Origin of the sequence: Enterococcus sp. DIV0187, from assembly GCF_051713785.1 — a bacterium.
In the GTDB taxonomy this organism is placed as follows: domain Bacteria; phylum Bacillota; class Bacilli; order Lactobacillales; family Enterococcaceae; genus Enterococcus_A; species Enterococcus_A avium.
In genome coordinates this window covers 1,183,288-1,202,625 of sequence record NZ_JBIOQO010000001.1, presented here as the reverse complement: position 1 = coordinate 1,202,625, position 19,338 = coordinate 1,183,288, and the positions used below count along the sequence as shown (strand labels likewise).

The following is a 19,338-nucleotide window of genomic DNA, read 5'->3' as shown; positions in this document are numbered from 1 at the left end:
TGAATAAGATGAAAAAAGCGATGCGACGAACGAATTGGCGTGAGATTCGCCAATCAAAAACTCGATTTTTCTCTATCTTGGGAATCATTTTCCTAGGTGTCGCTTTTTATGTTGGCTTGCGGGCGACTGGACCAGATATGCTTAAGACGGCCTCTAGTTATTATCAGAAGCAGAACCTGGCGGACACACGAGTGGTCTCTTCCCTCGGAATAACCGCCACTGAAATCAAACAGATTGAAGAAGTTGAAGGCATTAAAGCAGAAGGGCGTTACTTTCAAGACGTTAATTTGAGTAAAGAAGACCAAGTCTTTCGTATTTTTAGTTATGATTCAAAGCAGACATTGAATCGCGTGGTGGTTACTAAAGGACGTTTGCCGAAAAACTCAGAAGAAATCGTTTTGGATGATCGAGCTTTAGAAAAGGGTTATAAGCTGAATCAACGCTTCGACATTTCAGCTGATGAGACACAAAAGCATTTCAAAAGAGCAAATTTTAAGATCGTTGGTTTCGTAAAAAGTCCCGAGTTTATTGAAACGATTTCTCGTGGAAATACGACAGTTGGAAAAGGATCAATTGATTGCTTCGCCTTCATTTTGCCAGAGAGTTTCACGCAAAAGGTCTACTCTGAGGCGTTGATCAGCTACAAGGATTTAGAAAAAAGTTCTGCCTATTCTGATCAGTATGAAAAACGTTTGAAGAATGATCAGAAGAAACTGAAAAATCAATTAAAGGAAATTGCACCTCTTCGTTTAGCTGATTTAAAGAAGGAGCAGCAAGAAAAACTAGATCGGGCGAAAGAGAAATTCCAGCAGGAAACATCCTTAGATATTGATCGACTTACTCCTGAGCAATTGAGTGGGATAACGGCATTGAATCCTGAGCTTCCTGAGCAATTAGCGACTCTGGAAAAACAGCAGCAAACGATTGATCAGTTGCCAGCGCCAGAGTTCCATCTGTTTGATCGCTCAGAGAATCCTGGCTATAGCGAGTTTAAAGACAACGCTGACCGAATCTCGTCACTTGCTTCGGTCTTTCCATGGATCTTCTTTTTGATCGCGGCTTTAGTTACGCTAACGACTATGACTCGAATGGTTGAGGAGAAGCGCAATGAATTAGGAACGTTTAAGGCCTTGGGTTATCACAATGGTGAAATCGCGGAGAAATATTTGCTCTATGCTACATTGGCAGGTGGCGGCGGAACACTACTAGGTCTAGCAGTCGGTTTCTACTTGCTACCAGTGATTATTTTTGATGCCTATGGACAATTGTATAATCTAGAGGATGTGTTAACACCTTGGTATCTATCCTATGCACTAATTGCTTTAGCTGTAGCCTTAATCTGTTCTGTCGGCTCTGCTTGGCTTGTTCTGCGCTACGATCTAAGAGCAACACCAGCAACTTTAATGCAACCTAAGGCACCTAAAAATGGCAAAAGGATCTTTTTGGAGCGATTGGGCTTTGTCTGGCGACGACTGTCATTCAGTCAAAAGGTGACTTTGCGGAATTTATTCCGCTATAAACAGCGAATGCTGATGACAGTAATCGGAATTGCCGGTTGCATGTCAATGATTATCACAGGATTTGGGTTGCGAGACTCAATTGGCGATATCGTTACCCTGCAATTTGATAAGCTTTGGCATTATCAAGGAACGACTGTTTTCAATCAGCCGCCATCATCGGAACAAGAACAAAGCTATGTGAAAGAGTTGGATACTTTAGCGAATTTTCAGGCGCATCTGTTTGTTTCTTTAGAAACCTTTACGGCACAAACAGAAGGAGTTTCAAAGCAGGAAATTAGTCTTTCGGTTCCTAAAGAAACAACGAAGCTATCTGATTTTTTGTCTTTTAAAAATCGAAAAAATGATATCCGTTATTCTTTAACTGATAATGGTGTCATTATCAATGAAAAACTGGCAAAGCTATTTGATTTGAAACATGGGAGTCACTTTAAAATCAAGTCTATTTCAGGCAAAGAGTACGAGGTAAAAGTAGCTTCAGTGGCTGAAAATTATGTTGGACACTTTATTTATATGACACCGAACTATTATCAACAAATATTTGATAAAGAGCCGACATACAATACGGATCTTTTACTTTTCAGTAAGGAACCAAATCAAGAAACAGAAAATCGAATAGCGAAACAATTAATGGAAAACTCCGAAATTGCTAATGTCAGCTTTATGTCGAAGTCACGTGATGTGCTGAAGGACACGGTGCGAAGCCTCAATATTATTATGTGGGTATTAATCGTTTCAGCCGGACTTCTAGCATTTATCGTTTTGTACAATCTGACCAATATCAATATCTCTGAACGAATTCGGGAATTGTCTACGATTAAGGTTTTAGGCTTTTATGACGGCGAAGTAGTTCGCTATGTCTATCGGGAGAATATTCTGTTGACGCTGATGGGGATTTTGTTAGGATTGGTTTTAGGGAAAATCGAGCATGGCTATATTTTACAAACGGTTGAACTGGATCTGACTATGTTTTCGCCGGATATTCAACCGTTAAGTTATCTTTATGCTAGCTTGATTACCTTGTTCTTTACGCTGGTTGTCGGAATAATCATGTATTTTCGCTTGAAGAAAATCGATATGATTGAAGCGTTAAAGGCAAATGACTAAATTCTTACTATGTTTAATCTCATAGGAAACATCGGTAGCAAAAATACTGATTTCCTAGGTGGTGTTTTTACCGTGAACAAATAAAGGATCAGGCCTATTTATGGGTCTGATCCTTTATTTGTTTGCGTACGTCATACAGCATTTTATTCAGATCCGCCTCTTTTTTGCGCAGTTCAACTAGATCCTCTTTGATCTGTTTCTCTTTTTCATCTGTCTGAGGCGAAATAACGCCATTTAAAGAAATCCCAATGATTGTTCCGATGAACGTGTCTAAAACACGATTCAACGCGTAAACAAAGGACTCACCTTGGGGGATACTCAAGGCAATCAACAGCATCGTAGCAATTGCTGAAATGATTCCCGAATTATTATTCAGTCCATCAGAGAGAACGATCACCAAGATCACGAATAGAGGTAAAATGAACAGTTCGATCAAAAAATCATTTTTAAAAAAAGCTTGAATATAGTAAAAAATCAAAGCTAATAATCCGCCAAGGGAGTTTCCTAATACGCGGGAACGGCCAAAGGAGATGCTCGTGGTTAGATCCTGACGCAGAGAAAAAACGGCCGCCAATGCAGCGATCAACGGAGAACCGCGATCGGTCACATGAAATAACAAAATACATAGCATGACAGCTAAGGCGGTTTTTATCGTTCGCATACCTAAACGAAAACGACCAATTTGCAATATTTCCTCCTACTTTCTTTTCTTTATACTTAATAGTTTAGCGGAACTTTGACAAAAAAACAAAAGGCATTGCCTAAACAATGCCTTTTGTGGAGGAGACTATTGGTTTTGTCGCCATTTTTGCTGCATTTGATCTAGAATGTCGATGACGTCTTTTGTGAAAAAGAGTGATTTATTCGGTATTTCACCTTGGATCATTTGCACCATATGTTCAATCTCGTAATTCATTGCATTACTAGAAAATCCGGATTCGATTAGTTCTCTAGTTCCATCGTTAAAGAAAATTTCCGCTTGATCAGCCCTAGGATATTCATCAATCGTTAAATAGCCATTCTCAAATGCAACGATCCCTTTTTTCGGCATTTTCGCCTGGAAAGTCAAGCTAACTGTAGCCAGCTCGTTCTTGTCATTTTGTAGAATTGTTACTGATTGCTCATCGACACCAGTGGAAAAAGGCACCATGGTTGAGGCGATCACAGCAGGCTGTTCAGTCATAAACCAACGGGCAAAGGAAACTGCATAGGTTCCGATGTCTAGTAAGGCACCCCCGGCTAGATCAGGATTAAAGAAACGATTAGTTGGATCAGGTTCTTTGTAACTACCAAAAGGCGCTTGGATCATTTTTAATTTACCCATCCGACCAGTATCCATAAGTGCATGAAGTTCCTTATATAGAGGCATATTAAAGATCGTCATAGCTTCAGCTAAAACCAGTTCTTTTCTTTCCGCTAATTCAATTGCTGATTGCAGCTCAGACAGATTCATCGTGATGGCTTTTTCACACAATACGTGCTTACCTGCTTCCAAAGCTTGCATGATATGTTGATGATGCTGGCGATTTGGCACGGCAATATATATAATAGAAATATCCTTATCAGCTAATAATTCTTCGTAGCTGCCATACGCTTTTGGCAAATCGTATTGTTCAGCAAATTTTTCTGCTTTTTCTAAAGTACGTGAGGCACAAGCGGTAAGTGTACTTGTTGTTTGGTCAAAACTTTCTGCAAAACTGTGGGCGATGCCGCCGAGTCCGACAATGCCCCATTGTAGATTGGTCATAGTAATCCTCCTAAAGCTAGATTTAAATTTTCAATAATAAATAGATAAAACTTGTTGCGTCATTTTCCAAAGTATAGCAGTAAATGTTAAAATATTTCAATCGATTTGCCAAAGAGCTGTTTTTTTTCTAAAAAATCAGTAAAATAGAGAAGGAGGGATTTTTCGTGAATCAAATTTATTTAGATTTAGTAATGAGTGCAATTTTTGAACAATTTCATACCGAGCAAGACTTTTACCAAGACTATTTAGGGGTGAATGAGGTTCAATGGCAACAGTGGAAAGCTGGCCAAAATAACTTAACACCAGAAGCAAACCAAAAAATCAAAAACTTGTTCAGTGATTATGAATGGATGTTAAGTCAAAAAGTGATTCGCCAAACTTTTTTGTTCCCCGAAAAACGTCCAACTGCAGTAGCTGAATATCGTGAAATGAAGACGATCGTTGCTCAAAAATGGATCGCCAGTGGATTAGCTCAGGTGGAGATGATTCCTTTTAAAAATAAAAATGAAGAAGAAAACCATGATTTTATCGATTTACGCGTAACGATTGATTATGATAGTTGGGGATATAGTGATATACTGAGTTTTCGTTTACCAGCTCATATTCAAAACCAAATCGCAAGTGCACATAAAAAGACTGCATTACTTGATTGGGTAAATGAGAATTTAACGGAGACATACACGTCGTTAGACGATTAACGAGAGGATTTTTAATTTGAAAAAAACAGTAGGACTACTTTCAGTCATCATCATGTTCGGGATGACCGCTTATTCGCTTTTTTACAGCACGCCTGCAGAATCGGATGCTAAAAAAGAAACAGCTACGACCTACTCATTCGAGAAAAAGAAAACAACGAAGAAGAAAAATGCTGTGCAAAAAGCATTGCCGGATTCTAATGCAAATGATTGGAACCTTGTATTAGTTGGTCCTAAAAATAAAATTGAAAAAGAAGTAGCTGAAAGTCAGTTGACTACATTATCAGACAATAGTCATCAAGTTGATAGCAGAATTGCTAAAGATTATGAGGAATTTTCTGAGGCTGCAACAGAGGCGGGCTTTCCTTTAGTTGTCATCTCAGCCTTTCGTTCGGTTGATTCCCAAAAGGAAGTCTTTGATACAAATGTTAATGGCTTAATCAGCGGCAATGGAATGTCCGAAGAAGACGCGATTGCCAAGACGAAAGAAACGATTACCGAACCAGGCTATAGCGAACATCATACTGGTCTGGCTATCGACGTCGTTGACCAAGATTGGTACAATTCTTATTCGTCACAAGTGTTAGACGCTTCTTACGGGGATCAGCCTGGCGCTAAGTGGATCGCTGAGAATGCACCAAAATATGGCTTTATCATCCGTTATTTGAAGGATCGTCAAGATATTACTGGCATTACTTATGAACCGTGGCATATTCGCTATGTAGGTAAGGAAAATGCCGAGTACATTTCTAAACACGATCTGACACTAGAAGAATTTTTGAAACAGTTGTCAGCCAAGTAAGGAGGCACCATGCCTAAAAAAACTTATAGAAAACGAAAGTCCAACGTGTCGATCCCGTTAATTTTTGCCGGGATTTTAGTTATTGGGTTGGCTTTCGTTTTTTCTTTACATACATTATCCAATTCTGGTGTTGAAAATGAACCGCAGGAAGAAACGCTTACTCGCCAGCAGTTTATTGATCAATTAGCACCTCACGCCAAACAATTGCAACAAGGATATGGCGTTTTGCCTAGTATTATTTTAGGACAAGCGATTTTAGAGTCTAATTGGGGGCAATCTCAATTAGCGAGTCAGTATAAAAATCTTTTCGGCATTAAAGCTTCTGGTGATCAGCCCAAAGTAAGTTTGGAAACTAAGGAATATGTAAACGAGCAATGGATCACGATTCAAGGAGATTTCAAAGTATATAATTCTTGGGAAGAATCTCTAGATGATCATACGATGCTCTTTGTGAACGGAACAAATTGGGACCCACAGCTCTATGCAGGCGTTTTGACTGCCACCGACTATAAGCAAGCAGCCCAAGCTCTTCAAACCGCAGGTTACGCGACTGATCCGGATTATGCAAATAAGATCATTAGCGTGATCGAATCATATAACTTGGATCAATACGACCATTCATAGTAGAATTGGTTTAGAAACCTGTTAGGGAGATGGATGCTATGGCAGAAAACAATGCACCTGAAATTATGACTGAGCTACGAAAAGATATCGTACGAGTACCGGAAGTGATCCAAAAAGCTTCTGGAATCGTCATTTTTGGAAAAAAAATTCGATCTATAATTTTTACAACAGATATCGCGATTATCAGAAACACGGATGCGGATGCAGTGATTGCTGTTTATCCCTTTACACCGCACCCTGCAATTACCAAGAGTATTATAGAAGCAGCTGATATTCCGGTTTTTTCTGGAGTAGCAGGAGGCTTGACTCATGGTTCTCGCTCAGCATATATGGGAATGTTTGCGGAATCGCAAGGTAGTATAGGCGTTGTGGTAAACGGGCCTACACCAGTAGAGACCATTCAAGCAATCGAAGACGTGGTGGATGTTCCATTAATTGCAACGGTCACTTCAAAATACTCTAAGATTGAAGAAAAACTAGCAGCTGGAGTTGATATTATCAATATCAGTGCTGGAAAAGATACAGTGGATGCGGTGAAGCATTTTCGTAAAATGTATCCTGAGCTTCCAATCATCGCAACTGGCGGTCCGGATGAAGAGACTATTGAAGCCACGATTGATGCAGGAGCGAACGCGATTACTTATACACCGCCATCTAATGGCGTTCTGTTTAGTAAGAAAATGGAAAAATATCGAAAAATGGAATATGACGAGGGTCATCAATAGAAAAACCACCGAGAATCGGAATTGATTTTCGGTGGTTTTTTCGTGCGCTTCTTCTTACGTTTTAGGTTCAGTTAAGCTCTATTTGAGATACTTTTATGAACCTAAGAATAAGGGGGAAGTATTATCAAACGAGTAATTAATAATCTTGGAATCCTTGCACTTATTTTGGGCGGTGCATTCATTTATTTGAGTAATACGGAGAATTCACCTGCAAATAGTCAAACCACCGATTCATCAACAGCAGAAATTTTGATGGCAGATACCGATCTATCGACTAATCAATTGCTTGATGTGCCTTTAGAGGATCAATATGGTGGGGAGGTTGCGATGGAAAATGGCTGCGAGATTACAGCATTATCCATGCTACTAAACTATTACGGATATGGGACAGATAAAAATGAACTAGTCGACCTGCTTGATTTTGTTCCACTTTATGAAGATGCAGAAAAAAGGATTCACGGGAATCCCCATGACGGTTTTGTGGGTAACATCTATGAAGGCTACGAGGCAATGGGCGTCGCTGTAGAACCGATCGCTGAAGTGGCTAATGAAGTTGTGCAAGATAATCAAAAGATTGTGGCTAATAATGACACATCATTTGATGACCTTGTCAGAGTTATTCAGACTGGCACACCTGTCTGGGTAATTACGACGGTTGATTTTCAAGTACCAACGGAGGATGATTTTCGAACATGGCAAACGACCAGTGGTGAAATAGAGGTATCACCTTTATGTCATGCCGTCATCATCACAGGTGTTGACGAGGAGAATGTTTATGTTAATGATCCCTATGGCTATAAAAATCGAGTAGTAGATCGTACTGATTTTGAAGAGATTTATCAGCTGATGGGCAGTGAATCCTTGTATTTGGAGGACAAATAAAAAGACATGGAATTTTTCCCCATGTCTTTTTCAAATCTGTTTCAAAAGTTCATTTACGCGAAAATATGCTGGAACGTTGGTAATAATTGATCGAATGAGGTAAGCTCGATGTCTTGAATTTGAGACGTTCCTTTTGGTAATTGGCGATTACGATGATTCAGCCAGAGAGATTGCCAGCCGGCACGCTTTGAGCCAATTACATCATTGTTAAAATTATCGCCGACATATAATGAGTTTTCAGGGTTTAAGGAAAATTGTTTTTTTCCTAACTCAAAAATTTCTACATCCGGTTTTTCATAACCTGTAGCTTGCGAAATGATGATATTGTCCTCACTGACCCAATTTAATAGCCCTAGCTGCAGAATTTTCTTATATTGATGGTCTGTTGGTCCATTCGTGATGATGCTAACTGGGACTTTTTTAGATTTCAGAAAATCAAGGGTCTTTTCAACTTCCTGATGCATGGTGATAGCATCAAGCTCAGCTTCGTAGACCTCTTGGAAAGTCAACGCTTCCTCATCCGTAATATGGGGATAATCCAAATCTTTCAGTGATTGACTGATTCGGTGAGAACGCATATATTCTAAGGTCCATTCTTGAGTAATGACCTTATTAAAGTTTGCGTCACTATGAACACGGAAGCGGGTGTAAAGAGGGAGCATATCTTCCTCGCTTACTAGTGGAAATAATTTCTGGACTGCTTTACGGAATGGTTCTTGTTGATCGTAAATAGTATCATCGATATCAAATACGACAGTTTCAATCAAAATCGACACGCCTTTCATTTTCAGCAAATTTTCAAATTATTACAGTTGCTATTTTAGTACAAAAAATCACACAAAAAAAGAGTAAAATCGTTGATTAGAAAAGGTTTTTACTACTAAAAAAGACAAACCGCTGTCTATCAATTTTCAGTATTTGGAACTAAAAAAAGATTTCTTTTTGAATTCTAATCTATTATGATTAGAGTAAAGAATTTGGATAGGTGGAGAAAAAATGATGCGAAGAAAAAAAAGACAAGTTACAGATTTAGAATCAATCAAAAACTTAGTCGAAAAATCACAGGTTGTAAGAATTGCCTTGAACGGTGAGGATTATCCTTATGTTGTTCCAGTGAACTTTGGGTATGAATGGAACGAGGAGAAATTAACGCTTTATGTTCACGGTGCGAATGAAGGTAAGAAAGTCTCCATGATCAAAAACGATCCTAAAGTAGCAGTAGAAATGGATGGCAACCACAAATTAGTTGAAGGAACAAGAAACGCCGCATCCTATTCCTATGCGTATCAAAGCTTGATTGGCTTTGGAAAGGCTGAGCTTTTAGATGATTTAGAGGAAAGAAGGAAAGCCTTGCATTTATTGATGGATCATGCGGCAAAAGGGGCTGAGTTTGATGAAATTCCAGAAGGTATGCTGAAGCGTACAGGAATCATTAAAATTACCTTGGACTCTTATACGATGAAAGAAAATATCCATCCTGACGATAAATAAAAAGATTGCAAACCGCATTAAAAACGGTTTGCAATCTTTTTTTACTTACGGATCTTTTTCAAACGATATTCTTCAAAGTGAGCGGCATCTCCGCGACTTTGAACATGTGCGTAAATTCCCATTAAGACCGCACCAATCGTATTGGTCAAGAGATCTCCCATCGTGTCCATCAGTGCCTCACGTCCGACTAATAGTTTCCCGGCAGAAGTTGCATATCGTTGAAGATTCATATCCGCAACGGTATCGCAAAGAAATTCCCAGAACTCCCAGAAAACGCCGCAAAGACCTGCAAAGGCGAAACCAAATAACAAGAATAGCCAAGGTGATGTTTTGCTGATATCAGCATCCTTCATGAAATATCCGATCAAGCCATAGCCAAGCGCCGTCAAGACCATTGGACTCACGGTATGCAGGATCTTATCCCAGAAGGAAATGATCGAGATCATGTGCAGAGAAGTTCCTAAAAAGACAGAAATCACTAAGAAGAACCAATAAAAATAAATAATTTTTTCAGGTAAAACGATTTTGAATAATTTCGTAATGATTTCTGGCAAGAAAATCAAAGCAATCCCAGCTAAACACTCGATTACGAAAATCACTCCTTGTTTAGTAGAGTATTTACCAATCACAAATTCGTAAATATTGTAGAGCAAACAGATTGCTCCAAAAATCAAAAGAGCCAAACGGTATTTTTTATAATTCATGGAACTCACTACCTTCTATAAAAGATTGGATTTGCTCTAACAACACTTTTTCAGTGCTAACGATTGTGCCGTTTAATTTGATTAATCCAACGGTATAAAGATTTAAGTAATGAAATTGATTTTCTGCAGGTGTTTGCAACGCCTCTAACTTCTTTCGATTATCCGCACCTTGTTGACGAGAATCTGTATACAATCCAATAACAGGAATGCCTTTCGCGTAAGCAACGCCGATTTCAGAAGCAACACCTGCATCAATGGTCAATCCATCTAACAACGCCACCATCAAATCACTTTTTAAAACCTCTTCAGTATCGGCAAGCGCGATCATCTTACTGTCAGCATACGCTGATTTATCATTAATTCCTTCATTTTCCTGAGGTAAATAAACGGTGAGCGTTGAATCAATTTCTCGAATTTTTTCAACTAAATACTTGTTATAAAGTAAGTCGCTTTGTGCAAATAGCGATGCAGCAAAATAAATGTGTTTAGAAGTAGTCACTAAAATAAGCCTCCATATCTGGGATTGTTGTTTCTAATAATTCAATTGCTTTTTTGTCGGCCTCAAGCCGCTCAATTCGCGCGAGATACGCAGCACGCCGATAATTCATCAGCATGCAGGTCAAGGTTTGAATATTCAGCGCGATTCGTCTTCCCTGAGGCTGATCGGAAATAGTTAACTCATCTGCGTCATTCCAGCTAAGGGCAAAAATGCCATTGTTCCATTCAGCAACGGGGTCCTCCACCTCAAAATAGAAGGGTTCGACTGATTTTTCAAATGGGTATTCCAATAAAAACTCTTTTACATCAACGATCCGCGCCATAAAGAAAGGAGCAATTGTCTCGGTGATTTCGCTGTCATCCAATAAGAAGGAGAGGGGTTCATTTTTAAAAATATCGCCCTTGACCCAATAAACCATCGAAAAATGCGCGCTAATAAAATTCCATAAGCCATTGCGTGCTTCTTGATTTAAGTAGAACATTTCCTTAATATGGAAAACCTCGTCAGAAATCCAATAAAACAACACACCAGTCGGTTTTTTATCAGCGTTATAGTAAATTGCGGCGATACGTTCCTCTTCATTTTCAAATCGCCAATACTCTTCCCAATTCAATTCCTTTCGAATCATCGCCCCGTGATTATTTAAGGCAAATTCATGATAGACTTGATAAACATCAGGATCATCGACTTCCTTACGCTCGACGATTCCTGGCAGGTCAACTTGTTTTGGCAGCTGGGTGTCTTTGATTTTAAAGCTAAGCTTGTCAGACATAATTTCCCAACCCTTACGGCGATAATATGGGATGTTGTAAGGATACAAGTAGGAAATCCATTGTTGATCCTCACGCATTTGGACTAAAGCCTTTTTGATTAAATCCTTCATCAAGCCATGATTGGCATATTCGGGATAGGTTCCAACACCAGTAACGCCGCCCATTTGGAAAAGCTTCCCGTGAATATTTACTTCACAAGGATAAATGGCTATCTGGGAAATCAAATTATCACCATGGAACCAGCCAAAAACTTTCGATTGTTCTAAGACCGGCTTTTTCGCCCGCACCATTTCTCTTTTATTCTCGTATCCGCTATTTTCAATATCACTTTCTGTCACTTGAAAGACATAACTAAGCAGCTCATCATATTGCGCTAAGTGTTCCTCACCTACAGGCTTTAAGACGAGCTGTTCCTTAAAGTCACTATCCATACGTTCATCTCCTAAAAATAGTATTATATGAGTTATTCCACTAAACTGATTAAATAGCTAGTAGAATTCAGCCTCAAATTAATCTATATTCTAAGTATAGCAAAACAAGCATGATATTTCTCTTACTGACTTTTAGAAATAGGGGAAAAGACTTTTTTTCTATTCCGATCGTTGGTATAATTGACAGTGCTGATTAAAAGAAATGAGGAACATTGATGAATATAGAAGAAATGAAGAAACGCCAGCAGATGATTCGAAATTTTTCGATCATTGCGCATATTGATCATGGGAAGTCGACATTGGCTGACCGAATCTTAGAACAAACGAATACTGTAAGTTCCCGTGAAATGCAGGAGCAATTGCTAGACTCAATGGATCTTGAACGTGAACGTGGAATTACAATCAAATTGAATGCGGTCGAGTTGCATTATACTGCTAATGATGGTCAAAATTATATTTTCCATTTGATTGACACGCCAGGACACGTCGATTTTACCTATGAAGTATCCAGGAGCTTAGCCGCCTGTGAAGGTGCAGTTTTAGTTGTTGATGCGGCTCAGGGAATTGAAGCCCAGACACTAGCGAATGTTTATTTAGCGTTAGACAACGATTTGGAAATCTTGCCAGTCATTAACAAAATCGATTTACCAGCCGCTGATCCAGAGCGAGTTCGTAAGGAAATCGAAGATGTGATTGGAATTGATGCGGAAGATGCGGTTCTTGCTAGTGCCAAAACAGGCATCGGGATTAGCGAGATTTTAGAGCAAATCGTAACGAATGTTCCTGCACCAAGTGGTGATTTAGATGCGCCATTAAAAGCGTTGATTTTTGATTCCGTTTATGACAGCTATCGTGGCGTTGTCTTAAACGTTCGTATTACGGATGGAATTGTCCGTCCCGGAGATAAGATTCAATTGATGAGTAACGGCAAAACCTTCGATGTAACAGAAGTTGGAGTTTTTTCACCGAAAGCTGTTCAACGAGATTATTTGATGGTAGGAGACGTCGGCTACATTACTGCCAGCATTAAGTCTGTCCAAGATACGCGCGTTGGGGATACCGTGACACTTGCGAATAATCCAGCAGCAGAAGCCTTGGCTGGCTATCGTAAAATGAATCCGATGGTGTTCTGTGGTCTCTATCCGATTGATACCTCTCGTTATAATGATTTGCGAGAAGCGTTAGAAAAATTGCAATTAAATGATGCGGCGTTACAATTCGAACCAGAAACCTCACAAGCTTTAGGCTTTGGTTTCCGTTGCGGCTTCTTAGGTCTGCTACACATGGATGTAGTTCAAGAACGCCTGGAGCGTGAATTTAATCTTGAATTGATCACCACGGCACCATCCGTTATTTACCATGTAAACTTGACTGACGGCACGCAGTTGATTGTGGATAATCCTTCAGATTTTCCTGATCCATCAAAAATTCAAAACGTAGAAGAACCTTTCGTGAAAGCTAATATTATGGTACCAAATGATTATGTCGGTGCTGTTATGGAGCTTTCTCAGCGCAAACGTGGCGAGTTTATTACTATGGATTATCTAGATGATTATCGCGTGAATGTTGTTTACAATATTCCATTGTCGGAAATTGTCTTTGACTTCTTTGATAAATTAAAATCAAGTACAAAAGGGTATGCCTCATTGGATTACGAAATGGCTGATTATCGCGAAAGCCGCTTAGTTAAAATGGACATTCTATTGAATGCTGAAAAAGTCGATGCCTTAAGCTTTATCGTTCACCGCGAATTCGCCCAAGAACGTGGCCGTGCAATCGTGGATAAATTGAAGACCTTAATCCCACGTCAGCAGTTTGAAGTACCGATCCAAGCAACTATTGGTACCAAAATCGTTGCCCGTACAGATATCAAAGCTTTACGTAAAAATGTATTGGCTAAATGTTACGGCGGGGATGTTTCTCGAAAACGGAAATTGTTAGAGAAACAAAAAGAAGGGAAGAAACGGATGAAACAGATTGGCTCCGTTGAAGTCCCTCAGGAGGCATTCATGGCAGTTCTGAAAATGGAAGACCAAGATAATGCGAAATAGCTCTTTTTAGATCGAAAACCCTATTAAATCAATGTTTTGAAAGTTGCTAAAATACGTTCAGAACTGTTTAAAATGGATTTAAACTGTCACATCCGTTGTCACGAGGTTTGAAAATGGACAAAACTGCAACATTTTCTTGATTATTTTATTTGAGCAAAGTATGATTAAAGCATCTCATAGGAGGTGCTTTTTTCATGGTTAAAATAAATGAAAGTATTGTAGATTTTGGAATTACTTTAAAAGAAGTGCGAAAAAATAACAACCTTACTCAAGTAGACTTAGCAAACAAGACAGGGATAAAAAGAGCAACAATTGCAAGCTATGAAAAAGGAAGTAGAAAAATATCTAGTGAAAATCTAGCCTTAATAAGGCAAGCTTTGGACAATGACGATCGTTTGATTCTAAAAGAAGAAAAGTTAGATGAAATCATCAGTAGTCTGATTCGATACCAGCAGATCAATGGAATCACAAAAAAAGAAGTAGCCGAACTAACTGGCATTGATTCTTCAGTATTAACAAAAATTCTGAATGGGAAAAGGAAACCGTCAGCAAGTGTTATCAAGAAAATAGAATTGCTGTTTTCGGATTCTAATGAGAACATAACAAAAAAAATCATCAATGAGCATGGAATACCAGATTTCCCCAAAGTTAATAGAGAAGAAATGGGGATTCGAATCAATAAGATAAGAAAAAAGAGGGAAGAGAGTCTAGCAGTGTTTGGAAAACATATGACTCAAGTCACAGGTAAAAATGTCATTAGTCGTTGGGAAAAAGGGATCAATATTCCTGATATCGAGAAATTAATGAATGTAGCCTATCTTGGTGAAACAACTGTCTCTTATATATTGTATGGATCAACTTATAAAAGGATGCTTAAACAAAAAAGAAGAAAAAACTTTAAATTTAAAAAACTAGACACTGTTTATTTAGGAAGACGTTTGAGGAAAATTCGAAGAGACTATAGACTTGAAAGAGAAGATTTTGGAGAAATGTTCGATCCTACAATCAGAAAATGGTCAATGGACAGATATGAAAATGGAAAGGATATTCCAAATACGGAGAGATTGGTTCAATACGCTTTTCTAGGGAATACTTCTCTTGAGTTTTTGATTTATGGGATCTGATAATTATGTACAAAAGAGGCTTCAAAGAGACAACAAGTAAATGAAATAAATATTTTTAAATAAATCGGCGAGTAGTTATGATCAGAAAATGATCTTTAAACTACTCGTTTTTTTGTGTAGAAGGAAGGGTAATTGATTGTGAAAAAGAATAATCTAATACTTAAAAAGATAGGATTAATATTTTTTATAGGGCTAGTAACTGCATTTTTCAAGTCCTCAGAATTTGGATTAGCGGAGGAATCTGGAAGAAAACTTGAACCAAGAATTACAGAATATCGCTTTGGGGAAGTTTATTATGATACTGCAAATTTATACACGATGAGGGGCACCAAAAATGGGGTAGCCTGGTCAGATGTAACAGCCAGTTTGGCTATTAAACCACAAAATGGTGAGGCACAGATGGTATTTTGTATTCAGCCAGGAGTACCGTTAAGTGGTGGGGCTGTAACTGGTGGTTACGAAGGAGTTAGTTATTCAAATCTAGCCAGACGTGCACAGGTTGCTTCTTGTATTTGGCAGTCTGTTTTCCCGAACAAGACCCAACATGAAGAGATTACTGCAAGGGCTGTTGTTTGGAATAATTTAACAGAATACAATCTGAATATTACTTCAATTGATCAAATTCCTGAGTATCCTCAGTTGAGAGCTAAACTGGATAAAGCAATTGATAATTATGAAAAGAAACCTAATTTCCATGGAAAGACTATTGATTTAACATTTGGTGAAACTAAAAAAGTGCAATCAGCTGTTGATTTGCGTCTTTTTGATACAGTCGTTCAAAATGAAGCATGCATTGATTTTAAAATTGCTTCAGACGGTATGTCAGTAGATATTACTCCTAAAGATGTTACAAAAACATCTGGATCTTATGTTGCTAAAAGAAGCTATATGGAAGGCACTCCAATTATGTGGGCCAAAGAAGGCTCACAATCTGTTGTGACACCTGCGATTAGCGACCCGAACTTTTTTAGGTTTGATACAAAAATTAATACTACAGGAGAAATCCGCATTAGAAAAATGGATAAGGATACTAATGAACTTATCCCTAATACAACATTTGACGTAACATTTAGTGGAGCGAATGCACCTGCAAAGAAAACTGTTAAAACAGGTGCTAACGGTGAAGAAACTATCACTACAATTCCAAACGGTGTTAACTACAAAATTACTGAAACAAATGTACCAAAACCGTACGTTCTTGCTTCAGCTGTTGGTGAGAGTGATAGTACAGAAGGAACAGTTAAAGCAGGTGAAACAATCACATACACTGCTCGCAATGTTAAAGCAACAGGACAAATCATTATTGAAAAGTCAGGTGTTGAAAGCGGAAAAGACCCTTGGAACGATAACTATTCTCGTGCTGGTAATGTGTTTGAAATTCGTGAGAAAGACAAAGATGGAAAAGTCGTTGAGACGATTACCTCTAACGATAAAGGGACCGCAACGTCTAGTAATAAGTTGCCTTTAGGCACCTATTACGTATCAGAAAAGACCGCGGCTAATGGATTTGCGGATACCTTTAAACCAGTGACAGTGAAAATCGAATACCAGGATCAAAAAACACCTGTCGTTGTAGTTAACACTGATGGTACAAATCAGGAGGTTACCGGATATTCTATCTTAACAAAGGAAGATGAGGAAACTCAAAATGAAACACAAGGTCGTGCAAGTTTTGAAGGAACTGAATACACACTATTCAATAGTGATGATACACCAGTCAAATGGACAGATAAATTTAAACCAGAACTAACGAATGGTACAAAAGTTGAGACGGAAGACGATTCTATTGTGATCCGTATCGACGATAAGGATCAAACTGCCGGTGTTAAACACCTTGCATTAAATAAGTATTACTGGAAAGAAACAAAGGCTCCTGAGGGCTATCAGATCGATCCAGAGAAGCGTGAGTTTGAACTGAAGTATAAAGACCAAGAAACTAAAGTTGTTGCTGCGGATGTCACTTCAAAGGAAAAAGTGATTAAGTTTACGATCGATGGCTTTAAATACCTTCAGTCAAAAGGTGGAAATGTCAATTCTGGATACAATGGAATCAAATTTGCTTTGACTCCAATTGATCCAACAAAAGGCGACGTTGTAGAGGTTGAAACAGAAACGAATGCTGAAGGCTATGATGGCTATTGGGCATTTAAAGAGTTCCCTTATGGTGACTACAAAATTTCTGAAGTAGCAGCTCCGGACGGATACAAAAAGATGAAGGATCTAATCCTTAAATCGACTTTTGATGAAGAAAAGCGTGAATACAATGTAACTGTTACTGAGGACGGCCAAAAAGAACCAATCAAAACATTGACTGTACCTGAGTCAAAAATCAATGAAGGTTCTAATCACATTTCATTAGGAAAGTTAATGATTACCAACCATTTGGTCAAAGCACCACAAATTTCGACAAAAGCCAGCGTTGACGGCAAACCAACCTTCATTCCTGGTAAAGATACTCCTATGAAAGATACAATCAATCTTTCAGATATGAATAAAGATGGTAAATACAGATTAAAAGCCATCAAGTTATGGAGAATTAAGAATGACGACAAAGAAAACGCTAAAGTTGTTTATGAAGCAGATGAAGATTTTATCGCGGATGCTGAAAACATGGAAAAAGTTGTTGAAACGTTAGTAGATACATCAAAAGATGATGAAAACACACGATATGTTTGGACGGAAAAACTGGCTGAAGTAGATGAAGAAGGTAATGAAAAAGAAGTTGCTGAACACGAGGATCTAGATAATAAAGAACAGACAGTGACACCTGAAATCCCTAAAGAGGAAGAACCAAAAATCGAAACACTGTTTGTTACGACAGATGGAGATCAAGAGATTGATGCGACAAAAGATCAAAAACTCGTAGATAAAGTCAGTCAAGACTTCCCTGAGTCACAAGTTGGTCAGAAGAAATATTGGGTCCACAAACTTCACAAAGTTTCTGATACAAAAACTACAGAAACTACGTCAAGCAACAAAACTTCTACTTCAAGTAGTACCACTACCACTGATAGCACGACTACCTCAAGTAGTGCAGCTGCTACAGAAAGTAAAACTACTAAAGATATTAAATCTGAAGTATTAGAAACAATCAATGACACACGTGAAGTGAAAAAAGGAAAAGAAGAGTTTAACGTCGATTTCCAATATTACGCTAAGAAATACAATCTGAAGGACGGAGAAAAATTAGTTGTAACTCACGAAGTCTTCAATGATGAAAAGCATGAAGATAAATATGCAGATCATTTTGACTTAAACAATGAGAAACAAACCATTCGCCCTAAATCAACGGAACCAGAAAAAACAACTCCAACATCAAAACCGGAAAATACTGAAAAGTCTATACCGCAAACAGGAAGCTATAACGCTTTTCAGGAGTTCTTTTCTGCTTTCTTTAATTAAATAGTCACCTTAAGAAGGAGATCATTCTCCTTCTTTTTTTATCTAAATATGAGGAGGTGCAGTGGTGAGATTTATTCGGAAAAAATTTCGAATAGTGAAACGATTTCTTGCAAACTCGCCAATTGCCCGGCGTGCAGTCATTGTTTGCTGTTCTCTCTTGGCTTTAGCGTTGCTTATTTTTTCAATGCTTTTCTTTAAGCAAAGAGGATTCGAAAAAGATGTACACGCGGCACAAAAACAAGCAACAGAACAGATCCAAAAGCGATCCAATAAGAAAAAAATAACTGCTGATTATTCAGCTGCAGACGTTCATACATTAAATCCTAATGATTTAAAGAAAGTGAATCCAACTGAACAAGTGAATCAATTTGGAGTTGGTCTGTTAGAGATCCCGGCGATTTCAATGAAATTGCCTATTTTAGAAGGCTCTACACAAGCCAATTTGAGTATTGGTGCTGGTACAACAAAGGAAAATCAAGCACTTGGTAAAGGTAATTTTGTTCTCTTAGGTCATTACATGACGAATAGAGGCTTGTTATTCGGAGGGATTAAATACCTTCAGAAAGGGAACGATATCAAAGTGACTTATCGTGACAAGCAAGCTGAATATGTAGTGACTGAAACCAAGATTATCTCTAAAAAGGAAGTCCAATACATGGAAGATTCTAAGGATAACCCAAAGATTTTGACGTTGATTACTTGTGATAGCAGCAATCAAAATACACCCAATCGACTGATCGTTATAGCAAAACTAAAAAAATAAA

At 38.4% G+C, this 19,338-nt stretch carries 17 protein-coding genes; 11 read left to right on the top strand and 6 right to left on the bottom strand.

Features of this window, described 5'->3' with window-relative positions; all coding sequences use genetic code 11:
* Positions 1-8: 8 nt before the first annotated feature.
* A complete protein-coding gene (locus tag IGI52_RS05910; RefSeq protein ID WP_438780724.1) occupies positions 9-2,624 on the top strand; it encodes an FtsX-like permease family protein in 2,616 nt (871 codons plus the stop codon).
* A 94-nt stretch (positions 2,625-2,718) separates the two neighbouring features.
* Here the strand turns inward: IGI52_RS05910 and IGI52_RS05905 are convergent, their stop codons facing one another.
* Positions 2,719-3,312: an FUSC family protein gene (locus tag IGI52_RS05905; RefSeq protein ID WP_016180011.1), complete on the bottom strand. Its 594-nt coding sequence runs from the start codon at positions 3,310-3,312 to the stop codon at positions 2,719-2,721.
* Positions 3,313-3,411: 99 nt separating this feature from the next.
* The gene (locus tag IGI52_RS05900) at positions 3,412-4,371 is read right to left on the bottom strand and encodes a Gfo/Idh/MocA family protein (RefSeq protein WP_070504203.1); all 960 of its coding nucleotides are present in this window, start codon (positions 4,369-4,371) and stop codon (positions 3,412-3,414) included.
* A 164-nt stretch (positions 4,372-4,535) separates the two neighbouring features.
* On the opposite strand from IGI52_RS05900, the gene IGI52_RS05895 reads away from it, so the two are divergent.
* The 5 genes from IGI52_RS05895 (at position 4,536) to IGI52_RS05875 (ending at position 8,099) form a co-directional block, all read left to right on the top strand.
* Positions 4,536-5,069, top strand: coding sequence for a hypothetical protein (locus tag IGI52_RS05895; RefSeq protein WP_016180013.1), 534 nt, complete (start codon positions 4,536-4,538; stop codon positions 5,067-5,069).
* A gap of 16 nt (positions 5,070-5,085) precedes the next feature.
* Entirely contained in the window at positions 5,086-5,868 is a 783-nt protein-coding gene (locus tag IGI52_RS05890) for a M15 family metallopeptidase (protein ID WP_016180014.1), read from the top strand.
* Positions 5,869-5,877: 9 nt separating this feature from the next.
* Entirely contained in the window at positions 5,878-6,492 is a 615-nt protein-coding gene (locus IGI52_RS05885) for a glycoside hydrolase family 73 protein (protein ID WP_016180015.1), read from the top strand.
* A 38-nt stretch (positions 6,493-6,530) separates the two neighbouring features.
* The gene (locus tag IGI52_RS05880; RefSeq protein ID WP_048718888.1) at positions 6,531-7,217 is read left to right on the top strand and encodes a hydrolase; all 687 of its coding nucleotides are present in this window, start codon (positions 6,531-6,533) and stop codon (positions 7,215-7,217) included.
* A gap of 186 nt (positions 7,218-7,403) precedes the next feature.
* Positions 7,404-8,099 carry a C39 family peptidase gene (locus IGI52_RS05875; RefSeq protein WP_438780723.1) on the top strand — a complete coding sequence of 232 codons (696 nt, stop codon included), beginning with the start codon at positions 7,404-7,406 and terminating at the stop codon, positions 8,097-8,099.
* Positions 8,100-8,152: 53 nt separating this feature from the next.
* Here the strand turns inward: IGI52_RS05875 and IGI52_RS05870 are convergent, their stop codons facing one another.
* Positions 8,153-8,884: an HAD family hydrolase gene (locus IGI52_RS05870; protein WP_016180018.1), complete on the bottom strand. Its 732-nt coding sequence runs from the start codon at positions 8,882-8,884 to the stop codon at positions 8,153-8,155.
* Between the two features lie 214 nt (positions 8,885-9,098).
* Between IGI52_RS05870 and IGI52_RS05865 the strand changes: the two genes are divergently transcribed.
* Positions 9,099-9,590 carry a pyridoxamine 5'-phosphate oxidase family protein gene (locus tag IGI52_RS05865; protein ID WP_034877160.1) on the top strand — a complete coding sequence of 164 codons (492 nt, stop codon included), beginning with the start codon at positions 9,099-9,101 and terminating at the stop codon, positions 9,588-9,590.
* 41 nt (positions 9,591-9,631) lie between these two features.
* Here the strand turns inward: IGI52_RS05865 and IGI52_RS05860 are convergent, their stop codons facing one another.
* Genes IGI52_RS05860 through IGI52_RS05850 form a run of 3 tightly spaced genes read right to left on the bottom strand, consistent with a single transcriptional unit; the run spans position 9,632 to position 11,997 of the window.
* Positions 9,632-10,294, bottom strand: coding sequence for a hypothetical protein (locus IGI52_RS05860; RefSeq protein ID WP_016180020.1), 663 nt, complete (start codon positions 10,292-10,294; stop codon positions 9,632-9,634).
* Positions 10,284-10,793 (bottom strand): nucleoside 2-deoxyribosyltransferase, encoded by a 510-nt coding sequence (locus IGI52_RS05855; protein ID WP_016180021.1) that lies wholly within the window; start codon positions 10,791-10,793, stop codon positions 10,284-10,286. Before IGI52_RS05855 ends, IGI52_RS05860 begins: the two co-directional genes overlap by 11 nt.
* Positions 10,780-11,997: a GNAT family N-acetyltransferase gene (locus IGI52_RS05850; protein WP_016180022.1), complete on the bottom strand. Its 1,218-nt coding sequence runs from the start codon at positions 11,995-11,997 to the stop codon at positions 10,780-10,782. The genes IGI52_RS05855 and IGI52_RS05850 overlap by 14 nt, the downstream gene beginning before the upstream one ends.
* 215 nt (positions 11,998-12,212) lie before the next feature.
* Between IGI52_RS05850 and lepA the strand changes: the two genes are divergently transcribed.
* The 4 genes from lepA to IGI52_RS05830 all read left to right on the top strand — a co-directional run bounded on the left by lepA (position 12,213) and on the right by IGI52_RS05830 (position 19,337).
* A complete protein-coding gene (lepA, locus tag IGI52_RS05845; protein ID WP_438780722.1) occupies positions 12,213-14,048 on the top strand; it encodes a translation elongation factor 4 in 1,836 nt (611 codons plus the stop codon).
* A gap of 194 nt (positions 14,049-14,242) precedes the next feature.
* On the top strand, positions 14,243-15,172 hold the full coding sequence (locus tag IGI52_RS05840; RefSeq protein ID WP_438780721.1) for a helix-turn-helix domain-containing protein: 930 nt from the start codon (positions 14,243-14,245) through the stop codon (positions 15,170-15,172).
* Positions 15,173-15,310: 138 nt separating this feature from the next.
* Complete coding sequence (locus tag IGI52_RS05835; RefSeq protein ID WP_438782233.1) at positions 15,311-18,574, top strand: SpaA isopeptide-forming pilin-related protein; 3,264 nt, start codon at positions 15,311-15,313, stop codon at positions 18,572-18,574.
* A gap of 64 nt (positions 18,575-18,638) precedes the next feature.
* Complete coding sequence (locus tag IGI52_RS05830; protein WP_438780720.1) at positions 18,639-19,337, top strand: class A sortase; 699 nt, start codon at positions 18,639-18,641, stop codon at positions 19,335-19,337.
* Position 19,338: the final 1 nt, after the last annotated feature.

Coding starts and splice junctions, on each gene's coding strand:
- IGI52_RS05910 (WP_438780724.1), top strand. CDS start 9: ATGAAAAAAGCGATGCGACGAACGAATTGGCGTGAGATTCGCCAATCA.
- IGI52_RS05900 (WP_070504203.1), bottom strand. CDS start 4,371: ATGACCAATCTACAATGGGGCATTGTCGGACTCGGCGGCATCGCCCAC.
- IGI52_RS05885 (WP_016180015.1), top strand. CDS start 5,878: ATGCCTAAAAAAACTTATAGAAAACGAAAGTCCAACGTGTCGATCCCG.
- IGI52_RS05880 (WP_048718888.1), top strand. CDS start 6,531: ATGGCAGAAAACAATGCACCTGAAATTATGACTGAGCTACGAAAAGAT.
- IGI52_RS05870 (WP_016180018.1), bottom strand. CDS start 8,884: ATGAAAGGCGTGTCGATTTTGATTGAAACTGTCGTATTTGATATCGAT.
- IGI52_RS05865 (WP_034877160.1), top strand. CDS start 9,099: ATGCGAAGAAAAAAAAGACAAGTTACAGATTTAGAATCAATCAAAAAC.
- IGI52_RS05860 (WP_016180020.1), bottom strand. CDS start 10,294: ATGAATTATAAAAAATACCGTTTGGCTCTTTTGATTTTTGGAGCAATC.
- IGI52_RS05850 (WP_016180022.1), bottom strand. CDS start 11,997: ATGGATAGTGACTTTAAGGAACAGCTCGTCTTAAAGCCTGTAGGTGAG.
- lepA (WP_438780722.1), top strand. CDS start 12,213: ATGAATATAGAAGAAATGAAGAAACGCCAGCAGATGATTCGAAATTTT.
- IGI52_RS05840 (WP_438780721.1), top strand. CDS start 14,243: ATGGTTAAAATAAATGAAAGTATTGTAGATTTTGGAATTACTTTAAAA.